Origin of the sequence: Jeotgalibaca caeni (assembly GCF_028863945.1) — a bacterium.
Classification (GTDB): domain Bacteria; phylum Bacillota; class Bacilli; order Lactobacillales; family Aerococcaceae; genus Jeotgalibaca; species Jeotgalibaca caeni.
The window spans coordinates 1-22,321 of record NZ_JARBEA010000031.1 but is presented as its reverse complement, the minus strand read 5'-3'; the positions used below and the strand labels follow the sequence as shown (position 1 = coordinate 22,321).

Annotated in this window: 21 protein-coding genes, 1 pseudogene and 1 riboswitch; of the genes and pseudogenes, 16 read left to right on the top strand and 6 right to left on the bottom strand. The window is 43.8% G+C overall.

Features of this window, described 5'->3' with window-relative positions:
* Positions 1 to 194 precede the first annotated feature (194 nt).
* The 3 genes and pseudogenes from PVE40_RS07810 to PVE40_RS07800 all read right to left on the bottom strand — a co-directional run.
* Positions 195 to 518 (bottom strand): annotated as a pseudogene (locus tag PVE40_RS07810) (transposase); the annotation flags it as partial.
* A gap of 252 nt (positions 519 to 770) precedes the next feature.
* Positions 771 to 1,022: a transposase gene (locus PVE40_RS07805; RefSeq protein WP_274731337.1), complete on the bottom strand. Its 252-nt coding sequence runs from the start codon at positions 1,020 to 1,022 to the stop codon at positions 771 to 773.
* Positions 1,023 to 1,129: 107 nt separating this feature from the next.
* Positions 1,130 to 1,384 (bottom strand): hypothetical protein, encoded by a 255-nt coding sequence (locus PVE40_RS07800; RefSeq protein ID WP_274731336.1) that lies wholly within the window; start codon positions 1,382 to 1,384, stop codon positions 1,130 to 1,132.
* A gap of 146 nt (positions 1,385 to 1,530) precedes the next feature.
* On the opposite strand from PVE40_RS07800, the gene PVE40_RS07795 reads away from it, so the two are divergent.
* The 15 genes from PVE40_RS07795 (at position 1,531) to PVE40_RS07725 (ending at position 18,265) form a co-directional block, all read left to right on the top strand.
* Entirely contained in the window at positions 1,531 to 1,902 is a 372-nt protein-coding gene (locus PVE40_RS07795) for an SRPBCC domain-containing protein (RefSeq protein ID WP_274731335.1), read from the top strand.
* A 38-nt stretch (positions 1,903 to 1,940) separates the two neighbouring features.
* A riboswitch (Lysine riboswitch) is annotated at positions 1,941 to 2,085 on the top strand.
* A gap of 86 nt (positions 2,086 to 2,171) precedes the next feature.
* A complete protein-coding gene (gene lysA / locus PVE40_RS07790) occupies positions 2,172 to 3,491 on the top strand; it encodes a diaminopimelate decarboxylase (protein ID WP_274731334.1) in 1,320 nt (439 codons plus the stop codon).
* Positions 3,481 to 4,356: a 4-hydroxy-tetrahydrodipicolinate synthase gene (gene dapA, locus PVE40_RS07785; protein ID WP_274731333.1), complete on the top strand. Its 876-nt coding sequence runs from the start codon at positions 3,481 to 3,483 to the stop codon at positions 4,354 to 4,356. The genes lysA and dapA overlap by 11 nt, the downstream gene beginning before the upstream one ends.
* Entirely contained in the window at positions 4,353 to 5,099 is a 747-nt protein-coding gene (gene dapB, locus PVE40_RS07780) for a 4-hydroxy-tetrahydrodipicolinate reductase (RefSeq protein WP_274731332.1), read from the top strand. The genes dapA and dapB overlap by 4 nt, the downstream gene beginning before the upstream one ends.
* On the top strand, positions 5,096 to 6,064 hold the full coding sequence (locus PVE40_RS07775; protein WP_274731331.1) for a diaminopimelate dehydrogenase: 969 nt from the start codon (positions 5,096 to 5,098) through the stop codon (positions 6,062 to 6,064). Before dapB ends, PVE40_RS07775 begins: the two co-directional genes overlap by 4 nt.
* Before the next feature lie 196 nt (positions 6,065 to 6,260).
* Complete coding sequence (locus PVE40_RS07770) at positions 6,261 to 6,962, top strand: MurR/RpiR family transcriptional regulator (protein ID WP_274731330.1); 702 nt, start codon at positions 6,261 to 6,263, stop codon at positions 6,960 to 6,962.
* 111 nt (positions 6,963 to 7,073) lie between these two features.
* The gene (locus PVE40_RS07765; RefSeq protein ID WP_274731329.1) at positions 7,074 to 8,672 is read left to right on the top strand and encodes a PTS transporter subunit EIIC; all 1,599 of its coding nucleotides are present in this window, start codon (positions 7,074 to 7,076) and stop codon (positions 8,670 to 8,672) included.
* Between the two features lie 18 nt (positions 8,673 to 8,690).
* Positions 8,691 to 10,016, top strand: a complete 1,326-nt coding sequence (locus tag PVE40_RS07760; RefSeq protein WP_274731327.1) for a 6-phospho-alpha-glucosidase — start codon at positions 8,691 to 8,693, stop codon at positions 10,014 to 10,016.
* A 320-nt stretch (positions 10,017 to 10,336) separates the two neighbouring features.
* A complete protein-coding gene (gene gnd / locus PVE40_RS07755) occupies positions 10,337 to 11,245 on the top strand; it encodes a phosphogluconate dehydrogenase (NAD(+)-dependent, decarboxylating) (protein WP_274731326.1) in 909 nt (302 codons plus the stop codon).
* A complete protein-coding gene (locus tag PVE40_RS07750; RefSeq protein ID WP_274731325.1) occupies positions 11,246 to 12,682 on the top strand; it encodes a gluconokinase in 1,437 nt (478 codons plus the stop codon).
* Positions 12,683 to 12,740: 58 nt separating this feature from the next.
* A complete protein-coding gene (locus tag PVE40_RS07745) occupies positions 12,741 to 14,798 on the top strand; it encodes a beta-galactosidase (RefSeq protein ID WP_274731324.1) in 2,058 nt (685 codons plus the stop codon).
* Between the two features lie 75 nt (positions 14,799 to 14,873).
* Complete coding sequence (locus PVE40_RS07740) at positions 14,874 to 15,359, top strand: SRPBCC domain-containing protein (RefSeq protein ID WP_274731323.1); 486 nt, start codon at positions 14,874 to 14,876, stop codon at positions 15,357 to 15,359.
* The gene (locus PVE40_RS07735) at positions 15,356 to 16,105 is read left to right on the top strand and encodes an NAD-dependent protein deacylase (RefSeq protein WP_274731322.1); all 750 of its coding nucleotides are present in this window, start codon (positions 15,356 to 15,358) and stop codon (positions 16,103 to 16,105) included. The genes PVE40_RS07740 and PVE40_RS07735 overlap by 4 nt, the downstream gene beginning before the upstream one ends.
* Positions 16,106 to 16,386: 281 nt before the next feature.
* Complete coding sequence (locus tag PVE40_RS07730; protein ID WP_274731321.1) at positions 16,387 to 16,827, top strand: N-acetyltransferase; 441 nt, start codon at positions 16,387 to 16,389, stop codon at positions 16,825 to 16,827.
* 1 nt (position 16,828) lies between these two features.
* Complete coding sequence (locus PVE40_RS07725) at positions 16,829 to 18,265, top strand: FAD/NAD(P)-binding protein (protein WP_274731320.1); 1,437 nt, start codon at positions 16,829 to 16,831, stop codon at positions 18,263 to 18,265.
* Positions 18,266 to 18,289: 24 nt separating this feature from the next.
* On the opposite strand, the gene PVE40_RS07720 is transcribed toward PVE40_RS07725, so the two are convergent.
* Together PVE40_RS07720 and PVE40_RS07715 are read right to left on the bottom strand one after the other, a co-directional pair.
* Positions 18,290 to 19,210, bottom strand: a complete 921-nt coding sequence (locus PVE40_RS07720; RefSeq protein ID WP_274731319.1) for a DMT family transporter — start codon at positions 19,208 to 19,210, stop codon at positions 18,290 to 18,292.
* 200 nt (positions 19,211 to 19,410) lie between these two features.
* Complete coding sequence (locus PVE40_RS07715) at positions 19,411 to 20,301, bottom strand: nuclease-related domain-containing protein (protein ID WP_274731318.1); 891 nt, start codon at positions 20,299 to 20,301, stop codon at positions 19,411 to 19,413.
* Between the two features lie 89 nt (positions 20,302 to 20,390).
* Here PVE40_RS07715 and PVE40_RS07710 point away from each other — a divergent pair, with 89 nt between their 5' ends.
* Positions 20,391 to 20,954: a GNAT family N-acetyltransferase gene (locus PVE40_RS07710; RefSeq protein ID WP_274731317.1), complete on the top strand. Its 564-nt coding sequence runs from the start codon at positions 20,391 to 20,393 to the stop codon at positions 20,952 to 20,954.
* 37 nt (positions 20,955 to 20,991) lie between these two features.
* Here PVE40_RS07710 and PVE40_RS07705 read toward each other — a convergent pair whose 3' ends face one another.
* Positions 20,992 to 21,828, bottom strand: coding sequence for an AraC family transcriptional regulator (locus tag PVE40_RS07705; RefSeq protein ID WP_274731316.1), 837 nt, complete (start codon positions 21,826 to 21,828; stop codon positions 20,992 to 20,994).
* Positions 21,829 to 22,321 lie beyond the last annotated feature (493 nt).

The following is a 22,321-nucleotide window of genomic DNA, read 5'->3' as shown; positions in this document are numbered from 1 at the left end:
TTTACTACAGGTATCTTAACTTTTTTGCTAGTGATGACTCGTCTTAACGTCCGCTGTTTCAATACCTTTTTCAACAGTATTTTTATCTTCTTTGTTAACAGCAGGAACTATGTTCTTTATGGTAGATGGGTCTACTGAAATTAAGCAGTTATTTTCAGAGTACATCATGATAAATAGGATTCCAAATGACTAAGTTAATTATAAAATCCGCCATTATTTTTATTTTTCAAAGACCAACCAAAGCTAATTACAAAAAGTAAAAATGCGCCATGGTACTGAAAAGCTTCCGCTTTTCTTCTAGCGTCTAGGGCTAGTTTTGTTAGATTCATGCTCATAAGCATCTTCCCAATGTAATTATGTACGGCTTGTTTGCCCCTGACATGGGTTCTTCGCATGCCAAATACACCTTTCAATCGACCAAAAACAATCTTTCGTTGCGCGTAGATTTCTTTTCCACGATCGCTTTCAAGGTTTTCTTTTACATGCTGCTTGAAGTATCCCCAGTTATAGTTGACCGATGTCTGGTGCGGGGCACCCTTAAGTGTTTTAGCTAATCAATTTAACTGGTCATCCTGTTGCTCCACATCCGATATATACACTTTAAATTGTCTTTGGAAACTATTTTTATCATTCCGAGTACTGTAATGGGAGAAGCTAAAACGCACACTATCTAAGTCAGTATAGCCATCTTCAATCTCGTTATAATTCCAGTTTTGACGATGCGTTGGATTAGATTTATATTTTTTGCTTTTCTCTTTATAATACATGCCCTATGGAATGAAGGAGATTTTATTAAAGGTATCCATAACTGCCTCAAAATTCTCTTCACTGCCATATCCGGCGTCTGCGGTGATGTATTTAAATAAATCTAGCGTTTGAATGGATTCTAAAAAAGGGATAAACGTCCGTGTATCTGTCGGATTCGAAAAAATGTCATAGGCAATGACAAACTGATTACTCGATGCGATATGAAGCTTATAACCCGATTTTAAATCGCGGTTCTTCATTGGATCTTCATTCATACACGTGAACGCTGCATCTGTATCTGTTTTTGAGAACTGTTTCGGCCTTCAAATGTTGCGTGTGCTTCTTCATAGCGTGTTTACACAGCAATAAATCTTTTTTACATTTATTTCGGTGTTACTTGAGGAACTATTTTTTCTTCTGTAAATGCAGCTTCAACTGCCACAAGTTCTTCATCTAAACGCGTAATGATTTCTTCAATGCCTTCTGATGTTCCTAATGCTTCTTCAGACAAAGCAATAGTAACGCTCGCTTGCTTTCTTCCAAGTAAAGTTATAAATATTCGCATCCGCTTGTATCTTCGTACCATCGATATATAATACGTCTTCGTTGCTTCAATCCAATTGCTTTCATTGTGCAAACCTCCCCTCGCTTTCTTACTTTTTTAGCTTAACGCACCTGCTTAAATTTCTTATCTCTACTATTTTGAATAGATTTGTAGCGCTGATTCCTGTATCATTGTGAATAAGAGAAACACTTTACCAAATTAGAGGGGTGAACGAGAAAATGGGCGCAATATTTATCGAAGGCGATACGAAAGCGATATGGGAAGCCCTGACGCAAGAAGAAAAACTAAACAAATGGTTTGCATCGGGTGCCACTTTTCATATTCCTGAATTAGCAGAAGGTGAAAAAGTAACGGTTACCCTCCAACCTACGAAAGAAAGTCAGTTAACCCAAAACAATACAAGAACCGTGATGATTGATACGATTGTACCTTTCCAAGAAATCTCTTTTATCATAGAAGGAGACGCTAAAAGATACAGCTTCAAGTTAAAAGAAGATGCAACAGGAACAACGGTGCGAGTAAACGCAAGCATGTTTGATCAATCTTTAGAGAGATTGAAGACAATGATTGAAAAACGCAATGAATTATGATAGGCTGATTAAAAGGAAATGAGAATTGAATAGAGTGCGATGTAAGAAGAGGCCGCGGTTAAAAAGAGTAGGAAACGAAAGGGTTGACCGCCGAAATGCCATTTGGTGTTGGGTCCATGCTGAAGAAGTATGGAACTGCCTCGTTTGAGATGCCCGTCTCAAACATGGAGAACTTCTTAGATTGCGGGCAGAAGGGAAATCATGGGTGCCTTTTGCTCATGATTTTTTTGTCGTATCTGGCCCAGAGAAGCGAAAGGAAAGAAAAATAAATGAAATTATTAGGAAACATGGCAATCGAGCAGCAAGAACTGACGATTGCAGGAATTCGCGCTAGCGAATTGGTTCAAACATATGGCTCACCGCTCTATGTGGTGGACCAAAAAGATTTGACGGACCGAATCCAGACCTTTGTTACCCATTTTTCCTCCGAAAAGTTCCAGACGAATATTGTTTATGCCTCGAAGGCATTCACTAATCTTTATATGGCACAAATTGTTGCAAGAGAAGGATTGTCCTTAGACGTTGTCAGCGGTGGGGAACTCTATACCGCTATCGAAGCCGGGGTCGATCCGGCTAAGATTTACTTCCATGGAAATAATAAATTGCCAAGTGAGTTGGAAGAGGCGGTAGCGGCAGGAGTAGGCACCTTTGTAGTAGACAACGACTATGAGTTTACGTGGCTGCAGGAGATTGCAGAAGCGGAAGGACGGAGAATCCGGGTGCTGTTGCGCGTGAACCCAGGTATTGAAGCACATACTCATGAATACATTCAAACGACCAACCACGATTCGAAGTTCGGTGTCAGCATTTTCGATAAACAGACGATTCCCTTCGTTGAACAAATGCATCATTCAGAATGGTTGGACTTTGCCGGCTTCCATTGTCACATCGGCTCCCAAGTTTTTGAAGCGGAGTCCTTTTTCAAGGAAGCTTCCGAAATGTTGGCCTATGCAAAAAAAGTGGAAGAGGAGCTTGGTATCGAACTAAACGAAATCAACCTGGGCGGTGGATTCGGTGTGTACTATACTGCTGAAGACCAGCCGTTCGAGTTAGCAACCTTCTTAGCGCAATACATTCAGCATATTGAGACAACAATGGAGGAATTGGGAATCCATCCTGAAGTGATCAGCATTGAACCGGGGCGCTCCCTCATCAACAACAGTGGCTCTACCTTGTACACCATTGGCGGTATCAAAGAAACAATCGTAGGTCATCCCTACCTATTTGTCGACGGGGGCATGACGGATAATCCACGGCCGATTACCTATCAAGCGAAATACGATGCCGCGATTGCGACTCGAATGAAGGAACCGATTCATCAAACGTACCGTGTGGCTGGAAAATGTTGTGAATCAGGAGACGTACTGATCAAAGAAGTCGATCTACCGAAAGCAGCTCCAGGAGACCTCTTAGTGATTCCGTCAACAGGTGCTTATAATTATTCAATGAGTTCCAATTACAACCGAATCCCTCGGCCAGCTGTTGTCTTTGTAGAAAATGGTGAAGCACGAGTGGCAGTCAAACGAGAAACCTATGCAGATTTACTCCGCAATGACATGCGGATGGAAGGAGGAACCCATGTTATTTAAAGGCTCGGGTGTTGCAATTGTGACCCCTTTTGATGCAACAGGAAATGTGGATCTGGAAGGATTGGAGCAGTTGATTGCCTTTCAGCTAGAGAATCAAACGGACGCCATTATTATCAATGGAACTACCGGTGAGGCCTCTACCTTAACGCGAGAAGAAAAACTTGCAACGATTCGCCATACGGTCAAAGTGGTAAACAATCGAGTTCCGGTCATTGCCGGAACAGGCTCCAACAATACCGCTGAATCGGCTGCCTTTAGCGCTGAGGTATCGGCGCTTGGCGTAGATGGATTGCTCGTTGTGACGCCTTATTACAACAAGAGCAGCAAACGTGGTTTATACGAGCATTTCAAGGTGATTGCCGAACACGCGACTGTTCCCGTCATTTTATATACCGTTCCAGGCCGGACCGGTGTACCGATTCCGGTTGAAACAGTAGCAGCATTAGCTGAAATAGATAATATTGTGGGAATAAAAGATGCGACCGGAGATCTGGCATATACGGCTCATGTCCGCCGCTCCACTCCACCAGAGTTCGCCATCTATTCGGGGAACGATGACATGATTGTGCCGGTACTTTCAGCGGGTGGTGTAGGTGTCATTTCCGTAGCGGCTAATGTGGTGCCAAAAGCTGTGCATGAAATGGTAACGGCGTATCTGGACGGAGACGCAGCGAGGGCTACTCAGTTGCAACTGGACTACTTGCCTCTTATTGAGGCACTCTTTATAGAAACAAATCCAATTCCGGTTAAGGCAGCTCTTGCGATCATGAGGCTTCCTGCTGGGGGATTGCGTTTGCCTCTCTATGAAGCAGAAGACGCCACAAAACAAGCTTTAGAAACCGTTTGGAAGGAGCTGAGCCAATGAAAATCTTATTAGCCGGCGCAACCGGGCAAATGGGAACGGTAGTCAGTCAAGTGGTCGAAGGAAGCGAGCACACGATTGTAGCGGGCTTCGCACATGAGACAAACCCGCAAGCAGCCTATCCGATTTACCAAGATGTAGCTGCGGTAATGGAAGAGGTAGATGTGATTATTGATTTCTCGATTCCAACAACTTTGCCGTCACTACTAGCATTTGCGCTGGAGCGCAAAGTGGGCATCGTGATTGCCTCCACTGGGCACAGTGAAGAAAATATTGAAAAAATCGAAGCGGCAGCAGCTCAGATTCCGATTTTATTTTCCGGAAACTTGAGTATGGGAGTAAACGTAATGGAACTCTTAGCTGAAAAAGTTGCACAAGCGTTAGCGGATTTTGATATCGAAATTATTGAAAAACATCATCGTTATAAGAAAGATGCACCGAGCGGTACGGCGAAAATGTTATTTGATGCCGTCAATAAAGGCCGCGGCGGTACCTTGCGTGAAGTAGACGGTAGATCCGGCCTGTCAGAAGGACGAGTGGCAGACGAAGTAGGGATAGCGTCGCTTCGTGGCGGCACGATTGTAGGCGAGCACTCAGTCGTATTTGCTGGAGAAGATGAAGTCATTGAAATCAAACACGTTGCTTCATCAAAAAAAATATTTGCCAACGGAGCTGTGAAGGCAGCTGAATTTTTAGGAACGAAAGAAAATGGACTTTATCAGATGGGCGAGGTGTTAGGAAAATGATTAAAATTGGGATTGTAGGATACGGAAACTTAGGTAAAGGCGTAGAAACAGAATTGGCTTATCACGAAGATATGGAGCTAGTTGGTATTTTTACCCGCCGGAATCCAGAACAAGTAGCGAGTGACGCGCCTGTTTTCCATATGGATGATTTAGTCAACTTCAAAGAAAAGATAGACGTGCTCGTTTTATGCGGAGGGTCCGCAACCGATATTCCGGAACAAGCTCCCCTCTTACAAGCCGACTTCAATACCGTCAATAGTTATGACAACCATGCTGAAATTCCGGCTCACTTCGACCAAATCGATGCAATTGCTAGAGAACATCAACGTGTCGGTGTGATTGCCACGGGTTGGGATCCCGGTTTGTTTTCCTTGAACCGCTTGGTCGCTGAAGCAGTCCTGCCAAAAGGCGATACCTACACCTTCTGGGGTACTGGCGTCAGCCAAGGGCATAGTGATGCCATCCGCCGTGTATCGGGAGTCAAATGGGGCGTACAATATACCGTTCCGAACGAATCTTTGATTGAAGCCATTAAAACAGGCGAAGAGGTGAGCTACACCAAAACTTCTTCCCACAAACGTGTCTGCTATGTGGTTCCAGAAGAAGGTGCCGATGAGGCTGTCATTACTGAGCAGATTTCTACGATGAAAGATTACTTTGCCGAGTATGAGACGGAAGTTCACTTCATTGATGAAGCGGAGTACCAAGAGAAACATACGGCGATGCCACATGGAGGAAGAGTGCTGCGCCGGGGAAATACCGATGCAACCAATCGTGCGGTGTATGAATTCAGCTTGGAACTGGACAGCAATCCCCAATTTACAGCTGCAGCTGCACTGGCATATGTCCGCGCTGCTTACCGGTTATACCAAGAAGGAAGCTATGGTGCCAAGTCTGTGCTGGATATTGCACCCGCTTATTTGTCACCGAAGTCAGCGGAACAATTGCGCCGCGAACTTTTATAAAGCGTAACGAGTTATTAAAACTCGTTACGGTAAGAAATCATTTCCGCCTGCTAGCGCAACGAGTAAAGAGATCTCGTTGCGCTGGCAGGTTGTTTTTTTTGCTACCGCAACAAGGTTGCTCCTCTTGTTACGATAGCGGAAATTTTGTTCCTGTACGGTATAATGAAGATACAAGTATGCGGAGGAGGAATGGCGATTGATCGATCTATCCAAACTAATCCAAGGGAAAAAGTTAACAGACACAGAAGAATCCATTTTGCACTACATGATTAAGCATATGGATACAGTCCTAGAGAAAGGGGTGCGGACAGTCGCACGTGAAAATTTCACCTCTCCAGCTACGGTCATGCGCTTATCGAAAAAATTAGGCTACAACGGGTTTATTGATTTGTACTATCACTTGAAACCACTTGTCCAAGGAACAATTCCTCATTCAGTGGAGGAAACAACAGAAGAAATAGAACGTTTCCTTCAGCTAGTCAACAAGATGCAAGAGAAGAATATTTTTATTTATGCAACAGGATTTTCTGCCATTATTGCAGAGTACATGTACAAAAAACTCCTCGTAAATGGAAAACGCGCGCTCTTCGCGAGCGGAACAGATTCAATCGGCGTACTTGAAAGCAATCAAGCTATGGCTGGCATGTTCCTAACCGTCACTCGTTCAGGCGAAACCCCTCAAGTCATTGAAAAAATGAAATATTTCAAAAATCAAGGCATTCCAATTGTCACTTTTACCAATGAAATCGATAATGCAGCCGCTTGTTTAGCAGATGTTGTTTTTCGAATTCCGGATGAACACAAGCTGGATGACCGCAACATTCAAGGAAATACTTACTTTGCGCACGTGCTCCTTCTTTTCGAACAAATCATCAAAGAGTACCAAAATCAGCAATAAGATGAAACCTGTTCCCAAAGGAGGGAACAGGTGCTAAAACCTTTTGTAACCCTTTTCAGCTTGTGGTTTTTCCCTTACACTGGAACTACAATAACCAAAGGAGAAGAGAACATGAAAGAAAAAATGATGAATGGCTTGCAGCGTTTTTCTAAAGCAATGTTCGTACCGGTTTTAATTCTGCCTATTGCAGGTATCCTAATTGCTGTCGGTAACTTGTTCACGAATGCCCGTTTGATTGAACAGTTTCCTATTTTCGATAATCCAATCACTACCGGATTCGGCACAATTCTATCGGGTTCACTTGTTTCCATTCTAACCAACTTAGGACTTATTTTCAGTGTCGGGATTGCGCTTGGGCTCGCTAATAAGAAGAAGGCGGAGGCAGCTTTCACTGCGGTGCTCGGCTACTTAGTTTTCATCAACGCGATGAATCGTTTCTTGGTGCTAAACGGTACGTTGATTGAAGCAGAATCCCTTCAAGGAACCGGTCAAACGATGGTGCTCGGGGTCCAAATTCTTGATATGGGCGTGTTCCTTGGGATTATCTTAGGTTGTGTGACCGCCTATGTTCATAACCGCTATGCAGATCGGGAATTTAATGGTGCCTTGCAAATTTATGGCGGTTCTCGTTTTGTTTTCATTGTACTGATTCCCGTTCTCGTTTTACTGGCGATTTTATTTTCCTTTATTTGGCCGTTCTTCCAAACCGGTATCAATCAACTCGGTCAATGGATTAACCAAAGTGGCAACTTCGGCTTGTTCCTATATGGGTCGCTCGAACGTCTCTTGATTCCAACCGGCTTGCACCACTTGGTTTATACACCGTTCCTCTACACCTCACTAGGTGGCGTAGAAGAAGTGGGAGGTCAACTATTGGAAGGGGCACGGAATATCTACTTTGCGGAGATTGCCGACCCGAACGTCAGCGTCTTGTCACCGAGCGTCATCTGGGATGCACGTGGGATTTCAAAAATGTTTGGTTTGATCGGTGCCTGTTTGGCGATGTATCATACTGCGAAACCAGAAAATAAAGCTCGTGCGAAAGCCATCCTGATTCCGGCAGCGTTCACGTCCTTTGTTGCGGGTGTAACGGAACCGATTGAGTTTTCGTTCATGTTTATTTCACCAATTTTATTCGTTATTCATAGCGCTTTGAGCGGGTTGAGTATGGTGGTCTTGAACTTGTTCAATGTACGTGCCATCGGGCCAAACGGATTCATTGACTTCTTGTTGTACAACGTGCCATTAGGAATCGAGAAAACCGGATGGCCGATGTACTTGGCTGTCGGAGTTGTCTTCTTCGCCCTCTACTATGGGATTTTCCGAGCATTGATTAAACTGTGGGATTTGAAGACGATTGGCCGTGAAGAAGGGGAAGTTAAACTCTACTCGAAAGCCGAATACAAAGAAAAAGTAAAAGCAAGTTCACCAAATACTGCCATTGAGGAGTCGCCGCTAGACGGAAACGCGGATGTGATTGTGGCTGCCCTAGGTGGAAAAGAAAATATCAAAACCGTAGAAAACTGTTACACCCGATTACGGGTTACGTTGGAGGATCCAACAAAAGTAAATGAAGCAGTCTTGAAGAATGAAACCGGCGCAAGTGGCGTCATCACAAAGGGCGAGAATGTCCAAGTGGTTTACGGGTTGAATGTTACACAAGTCAGAAAATCAGTCGACGACTATTTGGGTAATGTTACCAACGAATAAGTGAGGAGAGATTAGTTTATGAAGAAGTTTTCAGTTGTCATAGCCGGTGGGGGAAGTACCTTTACGCCCGGAATCGTCATGATGCTTTTGGATAATAAAGACCGTTTCCCGTTACGCTCCTTGCGCCTGTACGACAACGATGCAGAACGTCAAGGCGTGTTGGGTGAAGCACTGGCCATTTTATTAAAAGAACAAGCTCCCGATGTGGAGTTTCTCTACACAACCGATCCAGAAGTGGCTTTCACAGATACGGACTTCTGTATGGCGCATATCCGAGTAGGGAAATACGCGATGCGTGAGCAGGATGAGAAGATCCCGTTGAAGCATGGGGTCATCGGTCAAGAAACGTGTGGACCAGGAGGATTGGCCTACGGGATGCGCAGCATTAGCGGAATGATGGAAATCATCGATCACATGGAACGGTACTCGCCGAATTGCTGGATGCTGAACTATTCAAATCCAGCTGCAATCGTAGCGGAAGCTTGTCGGGTTCTGCGTCCGAATTCCAAAGTATTGAACATCTGTGATATGCCGGTTGGAACGCTACGCCGGATGTCGCAAATTATCGGCAAACAACCAAAAGAACTAGATGTACGTTACTTCGGCTTGAATCACTTTGGTTGGTGGACGAGTGTGAAGGACAAGGAAGGGAACGAGTACATCGATCAGATTCGCGATTATGTTGCTGAAAATGGCTACTTGACTCAAGTGGAAGTGGATACGCAACACATGGATGAGAGTTGGCAAGCGACCCACAAAAAAGCAAAAGACTTACTCGAAGTGGACAACCGTTTCTTACCGAATACCTACTTGAAGTATTACCTGTTCCCGGATGAGGAAGTAGCACATTCCAACGCCGATTATACCCGTGCAAACGAAGTGATGGCTGGCCGTGAGAAAACCGTATTCGATGCAGCCCGGAAGATTGTTGCAAATGGCACCGCTGAAAATAGTGACTTCCACATTGACAGCCACGCCAGCTTTATCGTTGACCTAGCTCGCGCAATTGCCTTCAATACCCATGAACGCATGGTAATGATTGTCGAAAACAATGGCGCAATCGCTAATTTCCCAGATGATGCGATGGTAGAAGTGCCTTGTATCGTCGGTAGCGACGGACCGGAACCATTGGCCCAAGGAAGGATTCCTGCTTTCCATCAAACATTGATGTATCAGCAAGTCATGGTTGAAAAAATGACCGTTGAAGCGTTCATTGAAGGTAGCTATCAAAAAATGTGGCAAGCATTGACTCTTTCTAAGACCGTCCCAAGCGCAAAAGTAGCGAAAGAATTATTGGATGATCTCATTGAAGTCAATGGAGACTTCTGGCCAGAATTGAAGTAATACAAAGAAAAGAGAGTGGTCCAAAAGGCGCTTAGACCCGAATCTTCTAACGCATACCATATCCGTAAGCAGCTAAAGCTGCAACGGCTATGGCAACTGGAACGAATAAGCGCAGGATGGTCGTAGACCATCTGAGCATGATTTAGGAAGCACTGTGGGCTGACGCCTAAGTGTATCATGCTTGTAAGCTGCTAAAGCAGCAACAATCATGACAAAGTGACGTCGGGTCTGCCTTTTGAAGCACGTTTAAGAGGCAAATATTCGTATACAGAAAAGAGGCTGGACATTTGTCTCAGCCTCTATTTTAATGGAGGGAAATCATGAAAATAGGATTAATTGGATTAGGGAAAATGGGATTTCATTTGATGGAGAACTTGTTGGATCACCATATTGAAGTGGTTGCTCATGACGTAAATATAGAGTTGCGAGCTGCCACTGAACAAGTGGGAGCGACTTTTCATGACACGGTAGGGGAACTGATTGCTCAACTTGGCAAGGAGAAAAAAATAATCTGGTTGATGCTGCCAGCCGGTGAGGCAACCGAATCCGTCTTTTTAGAGGCGTTGAATCATTTACAACCGGGCGACATTTTGATGGATGGCGGCAATGCTCATTTTGAAGATTCCAAACGACGCTACCAGCAAGCCGCACAAAAGGAAGTTGCTTTTTTTGATATCGGCACTTCAGGTGGGATGAGTGGAGCGCGAAAGGGTGCTTGTATGATGATTGGCGGCGATGCGGCTCGCTTTGCCGAGGTAGAACCGATTTTTGCAGCAGTAAATGTTCCCAATGGGTATCTATATGCTGGTGAAAGCGGCAGTGGCCATTATTTGAAGATGGTCCATAACGGCATCGAATATGGTATGATGCAAGCAATTGGAGAAGGCTTTAATTTGTTGTATCATAGTGAATATCCCTATGATTTAGAAAAAGTAGCGAGCGTGTGGAATCATGGCTCTGTTATCCGCAGTTGGTTGATGGAACTGACCGAGTCACTGCTCAAAAAAGATGCAGAAATGAGCGACTTGGAAGGCGTCATCCCTTCTTCTGGTGAAGGACGCTGGACCGTAGAAGAGGCATTGAAGAAACAAGTGGCGATGCCAGTGATTACGCAAGCCTTGATGGTGCGTTTCGCTTCTTCTGATCAAGAAAAGTATGGGGAAAAGGTTATTGCTTCCTTGCGTAATGAGTTTGGAGGACATGCCATTCCGGTAAGAAAGGGCGATTAAATGAACTACAGAATCGGCGTCGATATCGGCACCACGAGTACCAAAGCAATCTTGTATGATGAGGAAAATAATATTCAAGCGGAAGCAAGTGCTGGCTACTCGACGTATCGACCAACGCCTGAACGAGCAGAACAAAATCCGCTGGAAATCTTCGCGGCTTTCAAACAAGTTATCCAACAGGTAACCACTTCGCTGCAAAAAGGGGATGAAGTAGCTTTTCTATCTTTTTCCAGTGCGATGCATGCAGTCATTGCCGTAGATGAATCCGGCATTCCGTTAACGAATGTCTTGATCTGGTCGGATAACCGTGCGTTGTCGCAAGTAGAAGCGTTGAAGGAAAAAGGAGACTGGCTCTCCTATTACCAAAAAACAGGCACGCCGGTTCACCCGATGAGTCCGTTTGCGAAACTATTATGGTTAAAAAAAGAAACGGATTTAGTAGATCGTGCTGCTAAGTTTATCGGTATTAAAGAATTTGTATTCTATCAATTAATCGGGCAGTATGTAGTAGATTACTCCATTGCTTCCGCAACCGGGTTATTCAACATTCATCAGTTGGCTTGGGATGAAGCGATATTAGCTGAAGTAGGAATTAAGCCAGACCAACTTTCTGAACCGGTTGATGTAACAACGGCATACGAACTTCCTTCTGCTCAGTCATTGGGATTATCCGAACGGACCAAATTAATCATCGGTGCGAGTGACGGCTGCTTAGCTAATCTTGGCTCAGGTGCCTCTGGATTCGGCGAAGTGGCTTTGACGATTGGAACAAGCGGAGCCTTGCGGATGACCGTTGACCAACCGCTCCTCGATGAAGAAGGTCGAACTTTCTGCTATTACTTGTCGCCAGGGAAATGGGTAATTGGAGGAGCTGTCAACAATGGCGGAAACGTAATTCAATGGCTGAATGACCTCTTATATGAAGAGAGCAACCGCATCTACCAAGCGATTCCTCAGGCCTTCACTTCCGTTGTACCGGGTGCAGACGGGCTGTTTTTCTTCCCCTATGTGAACGGCGAACGCGCACCATTTTGGGATGGAAACTTGCGCGGCACCTATCATGGGCTAAGTGCCTTTCATAAAAAAGAACATCTCATTCGTGCAACGTTAGAAGGGATTTTGTTTAATATGAGAGAAGTGCTCGAAATTCTGGAAGAAGCAGGTGGTTCGACTACAGCTATCAAAGCATCCGGCGGTTTCCTGCAGTCGAAGGAGTGGGCACAGCTGGCAGCAGATATTTTCGGCGTCCCCCTTACGATTTCAGAGTCTCCTGAGAGCTCTTGCTTAGGGGCTGTGCTGGTAGCAGAAAATCAAACCGTAAAGGAAGAATTCTCGCAACAAATTCAAGTAGAAGAAGTGAGGAAGACCCTTTATCATCATCTGTATGAACGATATGTCCTTTACCGAGAAGTTGTAATAGAATTAAATAAACGCTAGAACTTTTTCATAGCTTCAGATGAAAAGGCTAACAATAAGAAAGAAGGGATGTCCGTTAATGGAAAAGAAATATGTAACCAAGGCACATTACTTATTGCATGGAGGAGATTATAACCCTGATCAATGGCTCGACTATCCAGAAATTTTAGAGCAAGATTTAGAGCTGATGGAAGAAGCGTCTGCGAATGCTTTCTCTGTCGGGATTTTTGCTTGGAGTACGTTGGAACCAGAAGAAGGCACGTATCAATTTGAATGGTTGGATAAAATCTTGGATGATTTGGCGGCTAAGGGCAGCAAGGTATTACTAGCAACCCCAAGTGGCGCACGGCCAGCTTGGCTATCGCAAAAATACCCGGAAGTCTTGCGCGTGAATGAAAGACGTCAAAAAATGCTGCATGGCGGCAGACACAACCATTGTTTCACCTCGCCTGTCTACCGAGAAAAGACTCAAAAAATGAATCGCTTGTTGGCAGAACGCTACAAGGATCACCCTGCTCTATTGATGTGGCATGTATCAAACGAATATAGCGGTGATTGTCACTGTGATTTGTGCCAAGAAGCGTTTCGTGATTGGTTGAAGGAACGCTATCATCATCATTTAGCCGAATTAAATCATGCGTGGTGGGGGCCGTTCTGGAGCCATACCTTCTCGGATTGGTCACAGATTGAATCTCCATCTCCTATTGGCGAGAGTGCTGTTCATGGCTTGAACTTGGATTGGCATCGTTTCGTTACGCATCAAACGATTGACTTTTATCGCAATGAAATTGCGCCACTACGGGAAGTGACGCCAGATGTGCCGGTCACCACAAACTTTATGGCAGATGGAAATGACTTAAAGCCATTCCAAAGCCTGGATTACAGTAAATTTGCTAAGGAAGTTGACGTAATCAGCTGGGATGCGTACCCTGCGTGGCATAATGATTGGGAAAGTACAGCTGAATTGGCAATGAAAGTCGGTTTTATCGATGATCTATACCGCAGTTTGAAGAATCAACCCTTCCTTTTATTAGAATCAACACCAAGCGGCGTAAACTGGCATCCGGTTAATAAAGCAAAACGTCCCGGCATGCATCAATTGTCGGCTATGCAAATGGTTGCCCATGGTGCGGATAGCATCATGTATTTCCAGTGGCGCAAATCTCGCGGTTCATCAGAGAAATTCCACGGGGCAGTGGTAGACCATGACGGCGATAAAGAAAACCGCGTCTTCCAAGATGTGAAACAAGTTGGGGAAACCTTAGCAGGATTGGCAGAAGTGGCTGGAAGCTTGCGCCCGGCAAAGGTTGCTCTAGTCTATGACTGGGAGAATAACTGGGCATTGAATCACGCACAAGGGTACAGTCGAGAAACAAAACGGTATCCGCAAACGGTGCAAGAGCACTATCGTCCGTTCTGGGAACAAGATATCCCTGTAGATGTGATTACAAAGGAACACGACTTCTCAAAATACGAAGTGGTGATTCTGCCGATGCTGTATCTCATGGATGAAGCTACGATTGATCGAATTACGGATTATGTCGAACAAGGAGGCACGGTCGTTACGACGTACATCAGTGGAATTGTGGATGAACACGATTTGGCTTATCTCGGCGGATGGCCGGCAGCGCTCCAAGAAGTATTTGGCGTGAGTCCGCTTGAAACGGATACGTACTACCCGAATGACCGAAACGCAGTCACTTACCAAGACAAGACCTATGAAGTGAACGATTATGCAACCATTCTTTCCTTAACGGGAGCAGAAGTATTGGGCAACTACGAAGCCGATTTTTATGCCGGAACACGAGCCGTAACCAGACATTCTTATGGGAAAGGGCAAGCCTATTTCATCGGCGCACGGTTAGAAGCCGATTTCCAGCGTGATTTTTATGCTGCTTTAATAGAAGAACGGGCGATCGAGAGTGTCTTGCCTGTTACCCATGGCCGAGGCGTTTCCGTTCAAGGTCGTCAAGTGGATGAGGGGACGTACATCGTCTTTTTGATGAACTTTGCAGAAGAAAAACAAACCGTTGTCATTGAAGCAGAAGTCACCGACTATCAAACGAAAGAATCGATTTCAGGTGAAGTTTCCTTACAGCCTTATGAAGTAAAAATAGTTTCTCATGTCAAAAAGTAAGGCATAATAGTCAACTCAACCACTTTTTCCCTTTATACTAAAGGAAGAAAGTGGTTTTTTAGAGGAGGAGAGAAAATGTTTCAAGCAAGAATGGATACCGCCAAGGTCATTATAAAGGCGAAGCCGATGCTTATTTATCAAGCTCTTCTTAATCCTGAAGCAATTGCAGCATGGCTCCCGCCGAAAGGGATGACAGGAAGCGTAGATTATTTTGAACCTTTTGAAGGTGGAACGTTCCCAATCAGCCTGTCTTATGAAGAACCGGCATTTCAATCAGCTGGAAAAACAAGAGACAACCTGGATGTTACGCGCGGTACGATTCAAAAGTTGGTTCGAGACGAACGAATGGTATGGGAAACCGAATTTATCACAGCGGAACCCAACTTAACAGGCAAGATGAGCATGACCTGGAGCTTACGGGCCAGAGAAAAGGGAACGGAAGTGAGTGTGGTGTGTGAAAATATTCCAGAGGCAATCGAAAAGTCAATCCACGAAGAAGGGTTAAAGGAAACGCTGATAAATTTGAAGAAATGGTGTGAAGGAGAGGAAACGAAGAAATGAATCACGTAAGAGAAGTAGCACAGTTGCTGCGAGATGCGGAACGAATTGTGGCCTTTACAGGAGCCGGTGTGAGTACAGCTTCTGGAATTCCAGATTTCCGATCGAGTGGCGGGATTTTTGACCAATTGACGGGCAGACAATATTCTGGCGAGGAAGCTCTCAGTGTTCCTTTTTTCGAACGCTATCCCGAATTATTTTTCGAAAATTACCGGAGAACGCTGGATTTTCCTGATGCTAGACCGAATGTGAATCACCGTTTCTTTCGGATGCTGGAAGAAGCAGGAAAAGACGTAGCAATCGTAACGCAAAACATCGACAACTTACATGAATCTGCCGGAAACAAAAAGGTGTATCCGCTACACGGGAATGCAACAAAATGGCATTCCTTGCAGACCAATCAGCCAGTGGACGCGAAAGAAGTGCAGTGGGATGAAAAAGGGATCGCAGTAGACGCGAACCAAAATCGAGTTCGTCCCGATATTGTGCTGTATGGTGATCCGCTCAACCAACAGATTATTTGGGATGCTGTGCAGGCAATCCAGCAAGCTGATGTGTTGTTTGTGATTGGAACCAGCCTTCAAGTCATGCCCGCAGCTAGTTTTGTGGATGAATTTCAAGGAAGAGCATCCATTTTGATTAACCAGACAGCTGTACCGCGGATGAATCGGTTTGATGTCGTTATTCAAGAAAGAAGCGAACTGTTTTTAGAGAAAGTATGGTCGGCGTACACTTCCCTTACGGAATAGACAGGAAGGCTCCAAATTTCTATTATAGCAAAATCTACTTGACTTCCCCCAGAAGCAGAAGGTACCCTATGCTTGAAAATTCCAAGAGACGCTTGGGGTTTGGGAAGCAAGGAGATGAATAGAATGAGGAAAAGGAGAAAAAGAATCAAGCTCATGGCCTTTATCGAGTCCGTTTCCAAGAGTGTCTTTTTCAAATAGTCTCATTTCTAGAGGATCAGCTGTAGTGGCTTATCCTCTTTTTATTTTGTACAATAGGAAACGAAACGGAGAGGATGGGATGTATGGAAATAAGAGAAGCAAGAGAAGAAGAACTCGACCGGTTGATTGAGATTTGGCTGGATGCCTCACGCCAATCGCATTCGTTTATTGATTCAAGTTACTGGGAAGAAAACGTCGGCGTGATGAGAGGATTGTACTTACCGCTGTCCCAGAATACAGTCATTGAAGACGAGGGAGAAATTGTTGGATTCCTGTCGATGATGGGAGAGGAACTGGCAGCTTTATTTATTGATCCACGCTATCAACAGCAAGGGTATGGGCAACAGCTGCTTCGTTTTGTTCAAGCACACCAAGAAACGATTGCTCTTTCCGTATATGCGAAAAATAAAAATGCTCTTTCTTTTTACCAAAAGCATCACTTTTTAATGATAGAAGAATGTGTTGATGAACCAACGAATGAAATTGAATACCGAATGAAATGGGAAAGAGGGGAAATAACGTAGAATGAAGATCGCTATTATCGGAATGGGTGTTGCAGGAGTCAGTGTGCTTCAAGCAATAGCTGAAAGAAAAGCATATGAGGGAAATGAAGTGGTCCTCTACGATACTCCTCAGACCTTTGGAACGGGATTGCCGTATCAGCCTGACACGTCCGTTTTATTGCTGAACCAGGCTGCCGAAACAATGAGTATGAATTCCAATGATTCAGATGAGTTTGCTAGATGGGTGGAAAGGGAGAAGGGTGTCCAGCGAGCAGGGAGCGAGCACGTACCGCGGGCATGGTTTGGACAGTATATGAGGGAACACCTTGCAAGGGCAATGGAGTTGGTCGAACCCACTGTTGTAAAAGAGCGCGTGATTCAGATGCAAGTGGAAAACGATGGACGGCTAGAAGTAAAAACTGCTTCACAAGCAGATACCTTTGATATCGTTCATCTATGCACGGGACATCTCCCTTACAAAGACCCGTATCAGTTAATCGGTCACCCTCACTACATCCATCATCCTTATCCTGCACAGGAAAAATTAAAGGAAATCCCAAATGGTGCGCGTGTAGGAATCATCGGTAGTGGACTAAGCGCGATTGACATGATGCGTTTCTTTGATCATCACCGAAAAAATATTCAGCTTCACTTTGTGTCAGAAACAGGTACCTTTTCTACCTTACGCGGAGAAGAACCAAAAATATCACTTCAGTATGTAACGAAAGAGCGTTTGGAAGAGGAGAAGCAAGGAGGATTCGTACCGCTTACGAAAATACTGGAATGGTTCAAACTGGAATGTAGCGAGAAGAAAGTAGATTGGAAACGCCTCGTAAAACAGTTTGGCCAAGGAACCAAAGAACAACTGGAAAACCAGTTGCTTGACGAACGAGATTTGGGTATTTTTCAAGCAATCCTACACGAAATGGATTCGATTCTGCCAGATTTCTGGTTAGCATTAACGGAAATGGACAAGCAAACATTCATGAGCCGCTACCAAACCTTGTTTGAAACGTTCCGCAGCCCACTTCCCCGTAGTACAACAGCAGAATTAATTGCACATTGGCAAAAAGGAGAGATCCGTGTCCACAGCGGGATGAAGTCTGTGACAACCTCTGCCACAGGATTTTCCGTTTCATTTGAAGCCGAGGAAGAGGTCGAGGTTGACTATTTATTGAATGCAACCGGACAGATGAAAGAAGTAGCGATTTCCACCTACCAAGATGACTTGATTAATCATGGGCTCAACACCCGATTGTTCCAACCGGAAGCGTTCGGCGGAATTCAAGTAATTTGGCCGGACTCTACAGTGGTGAGCCAACGATACGGTGTAATTGCAAATTTATACGCACATGGCCAACTTATTCATGGTCTACAGTTTGGAAACAATACAGCTGGTATGATTCGAGACCACGCGTATCAAGTGGTGGAACAGATGATGAAACGCAAAAAAGGCTAGGATCCCTAGCCTTTTTGTGTGCTTTTAAGTGGCGCTTGTTTTCCAACGGTTTAACACAACAATACCGGCCACAATCAGCAGTAAAGAAAAAAGTGCGGATGGATGAAGGGGCTCTCCTAAAAATACAACGGAAAGGAAAGAACCGAATACCGGGATCATCGCTTTGAAAATACTTATTTTAGACATTTGATGATACTTCAAGAGAATCGTCCAAATGCCAAACGCCAAACATGATAATAAAGCAAGGTATAATAAAAGCAAGTAGGCTTCTGGACCAGTTGGCGTTAAACGCCCGCCGCCTAACAAACCGATAATAGACAAAACAGCTCCTCCAAGGAAAAGTTGGTAACCAGAAACTGCAAAGGGATGAGTTTTTCCAGTCAATTCTTTACTCATTAAGGTACCCAATCCAGAAAGTGCTGCTGAGAGAAGCATGAACCCTTCACCAAACATACTGAAGTTGGTAGAAATCTCCCCTTCGCCTAAGTTCAACAAGATAATCCCAACCAGCCCTATGACACAGCCAACCACTTTACCCATCGTCAGCCGGTCATTTTTATAATAGAGAGCCGCAAAAACTACCGCAATGAAGCCGCTCGTGGCGCTCAGAATTGAACCGTTCACACCAGTCGTATTGGATAGAGCAATATAGAAGAATGTGTACTGCAAGGTTGTCTGAACGAGTCCGAGAAGCACGATTCCTTTGCGCTCACTTTTTTCTACTCGGGGTATTTTTTTCAAAAATAAAACAGCCATCAGCAAGGTTAATAACCCAGCCAAGGTAAAACGAAACCCAGCAAAAACGAGAATAGAAAACACGTGTGTGGTGTCTACTTGGAATAGTTCGTAACCAGATTTTACAGCGGGAAAGGCACTTCCCCATAACAAAGCACAAAAAAGAGCAGCGGGAATCCAGATAAAAGGCTTTTTCATTGTTATATTCATTTGTCTAACCTCCACCAGTAAGCATAGCAGACCGGGTGTGGAGATTCAAATTGGACAAGTGAAAGGTGGAAAAACAGTTCACTTGTCCAATAATCTTATTTTTGGACAAGTGACTCCATTGCAAGACCCTCACTTGTCCGAAATAAGAAAAAGTGGACAAGTGAGGCACGTAAAAGCCCTCGACTTGTCCAAAATGAAATTTAATCACCTTGATAAAACTTATTCAGAGCCCGTTTAAGCCTACGCTGGTGGTAAATACCTCCGCACCAATGGTTTAATAACTTACTCGTCACTTTTTCGTTCGGAAATAACAGGCTTACCTCGTTAATGTGAAAATAAAGTAAGGAGAAAATGGTGTCCTTATGTCCACATTTTGCACAAAGGTACGTTTGCCTCCTTTGTCCCAGTTCAAACGAGCCGCAAACGGGACAGCGAACTCCTTTGCGCAAACTTTTGAAATCGTAAACGGGTACATGATCGCGGAAAACTTTTTCTACTCGTTGATGTGCCAACAAATCGGCTACTACTTGATGGTGACGAGTGGTGAATGGTGTAGCTCCTTTTTTCAAATCAGCAAAATGATGTTTCAACTGGCTGGGCAGTAAGAGCGGCTGATCGTTAGGTGCATGGAATAAAGTGAAATTTGGTTCGACGAATGTAGGGTAAGCTTTTACCTGAAATTCCTTTCCATAGCCGAGTTCTCGTAAGAGACTGGTGAAACGGTTTTTGTTATCTTGCATCTGAATGTGCGGATTACTAATCTCAAAACCGGTGCTAGATAGCCAAGTTTCTTCACCATAGCAATACTCCCCGCTAAAACTTTTTATCTCATACAAGTAAAAAATAGATCCGGCTAGAATAATGGTGTCCCACTGAAACGGATTTGCTAGCCGTGGCTGTAGTAAAATTCCAGGAAATATGACTACTTGATTGCCGATTTCTTCGAGTTGCCCATCGTAAGCCACCTCGGCTGCATGCCCCTTTTGTAGATAATACAAATACTCCTCATGCTTTCCACTTATCATCATTCGGTGTGACAAAGATTCCATGACGAGTAGGGTAGGCGGTTTTTGGCGGTCAAAAATAAACACTCTGCATCACTCCTTTCCTACATAAAGTACACATTCTATTCCTTTTTCCACTATTTTTGTCATAATAGAGAGGAGAAAGGATGAGGTAGATGATTCGTCGTGCAAAGAAAGAAGATTGTCCTGCGTTGTATGATTTATTGCTGGAGATTTTTCGAGATATGGAGCTGCCTGTGTTAGAAATGGTGCCGCCATCTGATTTGAAGAGATTATTTGTAGAAAGTATGGAGGAAGAGGAGAGCCGTTATAGCTACCGCAATGGTCTGGTATATGAAGAAAATGGAGAAATTGCTGGTTGCTGCTTTGGGTACAAGGGGGAGTTGGAAGAAGTCTTAAGCGAACCGATTCAAGCGAAGCTTGCAGCATACGGGTTGGCGCCAGAAATTGCTTTCTATCCGGACCGCGAGACAGAAGAGGGAGAATGGTACTTGGATTCCTTAGTCACTCATCCCAACCATCGCCGCAAAGGAATTGCTAAAAAGTTAATCCAGGCACTCCCGCCTTTTGTAAAGGAGCAAGGAGAAACCGTTATGGGGCTGAACTGCGAGCAGGACAATAAACGGGCGCGTACCTTGTACGAACAACTTGGTTTTGTCCGAGTAGGGGAGCGGGTACTGGCCGACCACCCATATGACCATATGCAGAAAAAAATCTAACAAAAAAGGAGCCTCCAAAATGGAGAGCTCCTTTTCTTTATGATCCTTGTGGTGGTGCCGGAGGGATATTCCCTTGACGGCGGTATTGGGAAGGAGTCATGTTTGACAATTCCCGGAATGTTTTTGAGAAGTGAGATGGAGATTGGAATCCAACTAAGTGTGCGATATCAGCGATAGCAATATTGGTGTTACGTAACATTTTTTGTGCTTCGTCGATACGTATGTGGATTAAGTAATCGATTGGGGACATGCCCACTTCTTGTTTGAAGATACGAATCAAGTAAAACTTGTTAATATGAACAAGCTCTACCAAGTCGTCCAAGGTAATATTTTTGTGGTAATTCACTTTCATAAAGTTCTTCACAACTTGGATTTCTTTATGGTTTTTCTTATTCAAGGAATTGCGAATGGAAAATTCTTCTTTACGTAACAATTGAATTAAAATAATTTCGATATAACGTTTTCCGATTTCTTCCGCACCAGGTTTTTTCTCAACCATTGTTTTTAGTAAAAGATCCATGAATAAAGAGTTATCAGCTTGAACTTCACTATTTTTGTAATAAGTGAACTCACTCTCTGACTCGCCAACATGAGAAAACTCGAGGCCGTGAACACCTACTTCTGTGATTTCCAATGCTTGATCAGAAACTAATTCCCAATAGTATTCTACATTCGGATTGATTAAAATAATTTGATGCTTCGCTACCTTCTCTGCTGTATCCTTAAACGTCAGCGTTGCCTCACCATTGTTAATGAAGATGAGCTTCACATATGGATATTTTTGGAAGGAAGTGGTTTGATTTTTCGTCACGGTGTTTTTTTCTGCAGAAACGATTTTTAGGGATAAGTTTTTGATATTGGACATCGTATACATGTAGGTCCCCCTTTTTTAATTAAATAATACGTCTTGGCCGGCCGCTACGCAGAAGCCAAAGAAGGCGTTTTTTGACAGTACTCTAATCATATAGCAAAATGAAAATTTGTAAAGTAATTTATGTATAATTACACAAAAAAAATAAACAAAATTGCACTTATTCAATAATCGCTCTCAATAAAGTGAATGTTCGTTCATATGTATGAACACAGGTCTGTGGTATCAAATGACGGAAACTGAGTAAAATGAAAATACTTTCTTATGGAATTGCCTCAACGTCTTTTTTCGAGAAATATCTAAAAAATAAACATTTGATTCATTTCATTGACTTATTATAACACTTTGTTTATGGTGAGTCACTATAATATTTTAATATGTTCACATCTACTCGTAGGAAGTTAGCCAAATAAAGTAACACCTGAATTATTCATACTTCTAAATTTTCCTTATTAATTTAGGAAAACCGTTGGTTTATACTTTTTTATCATTGTAT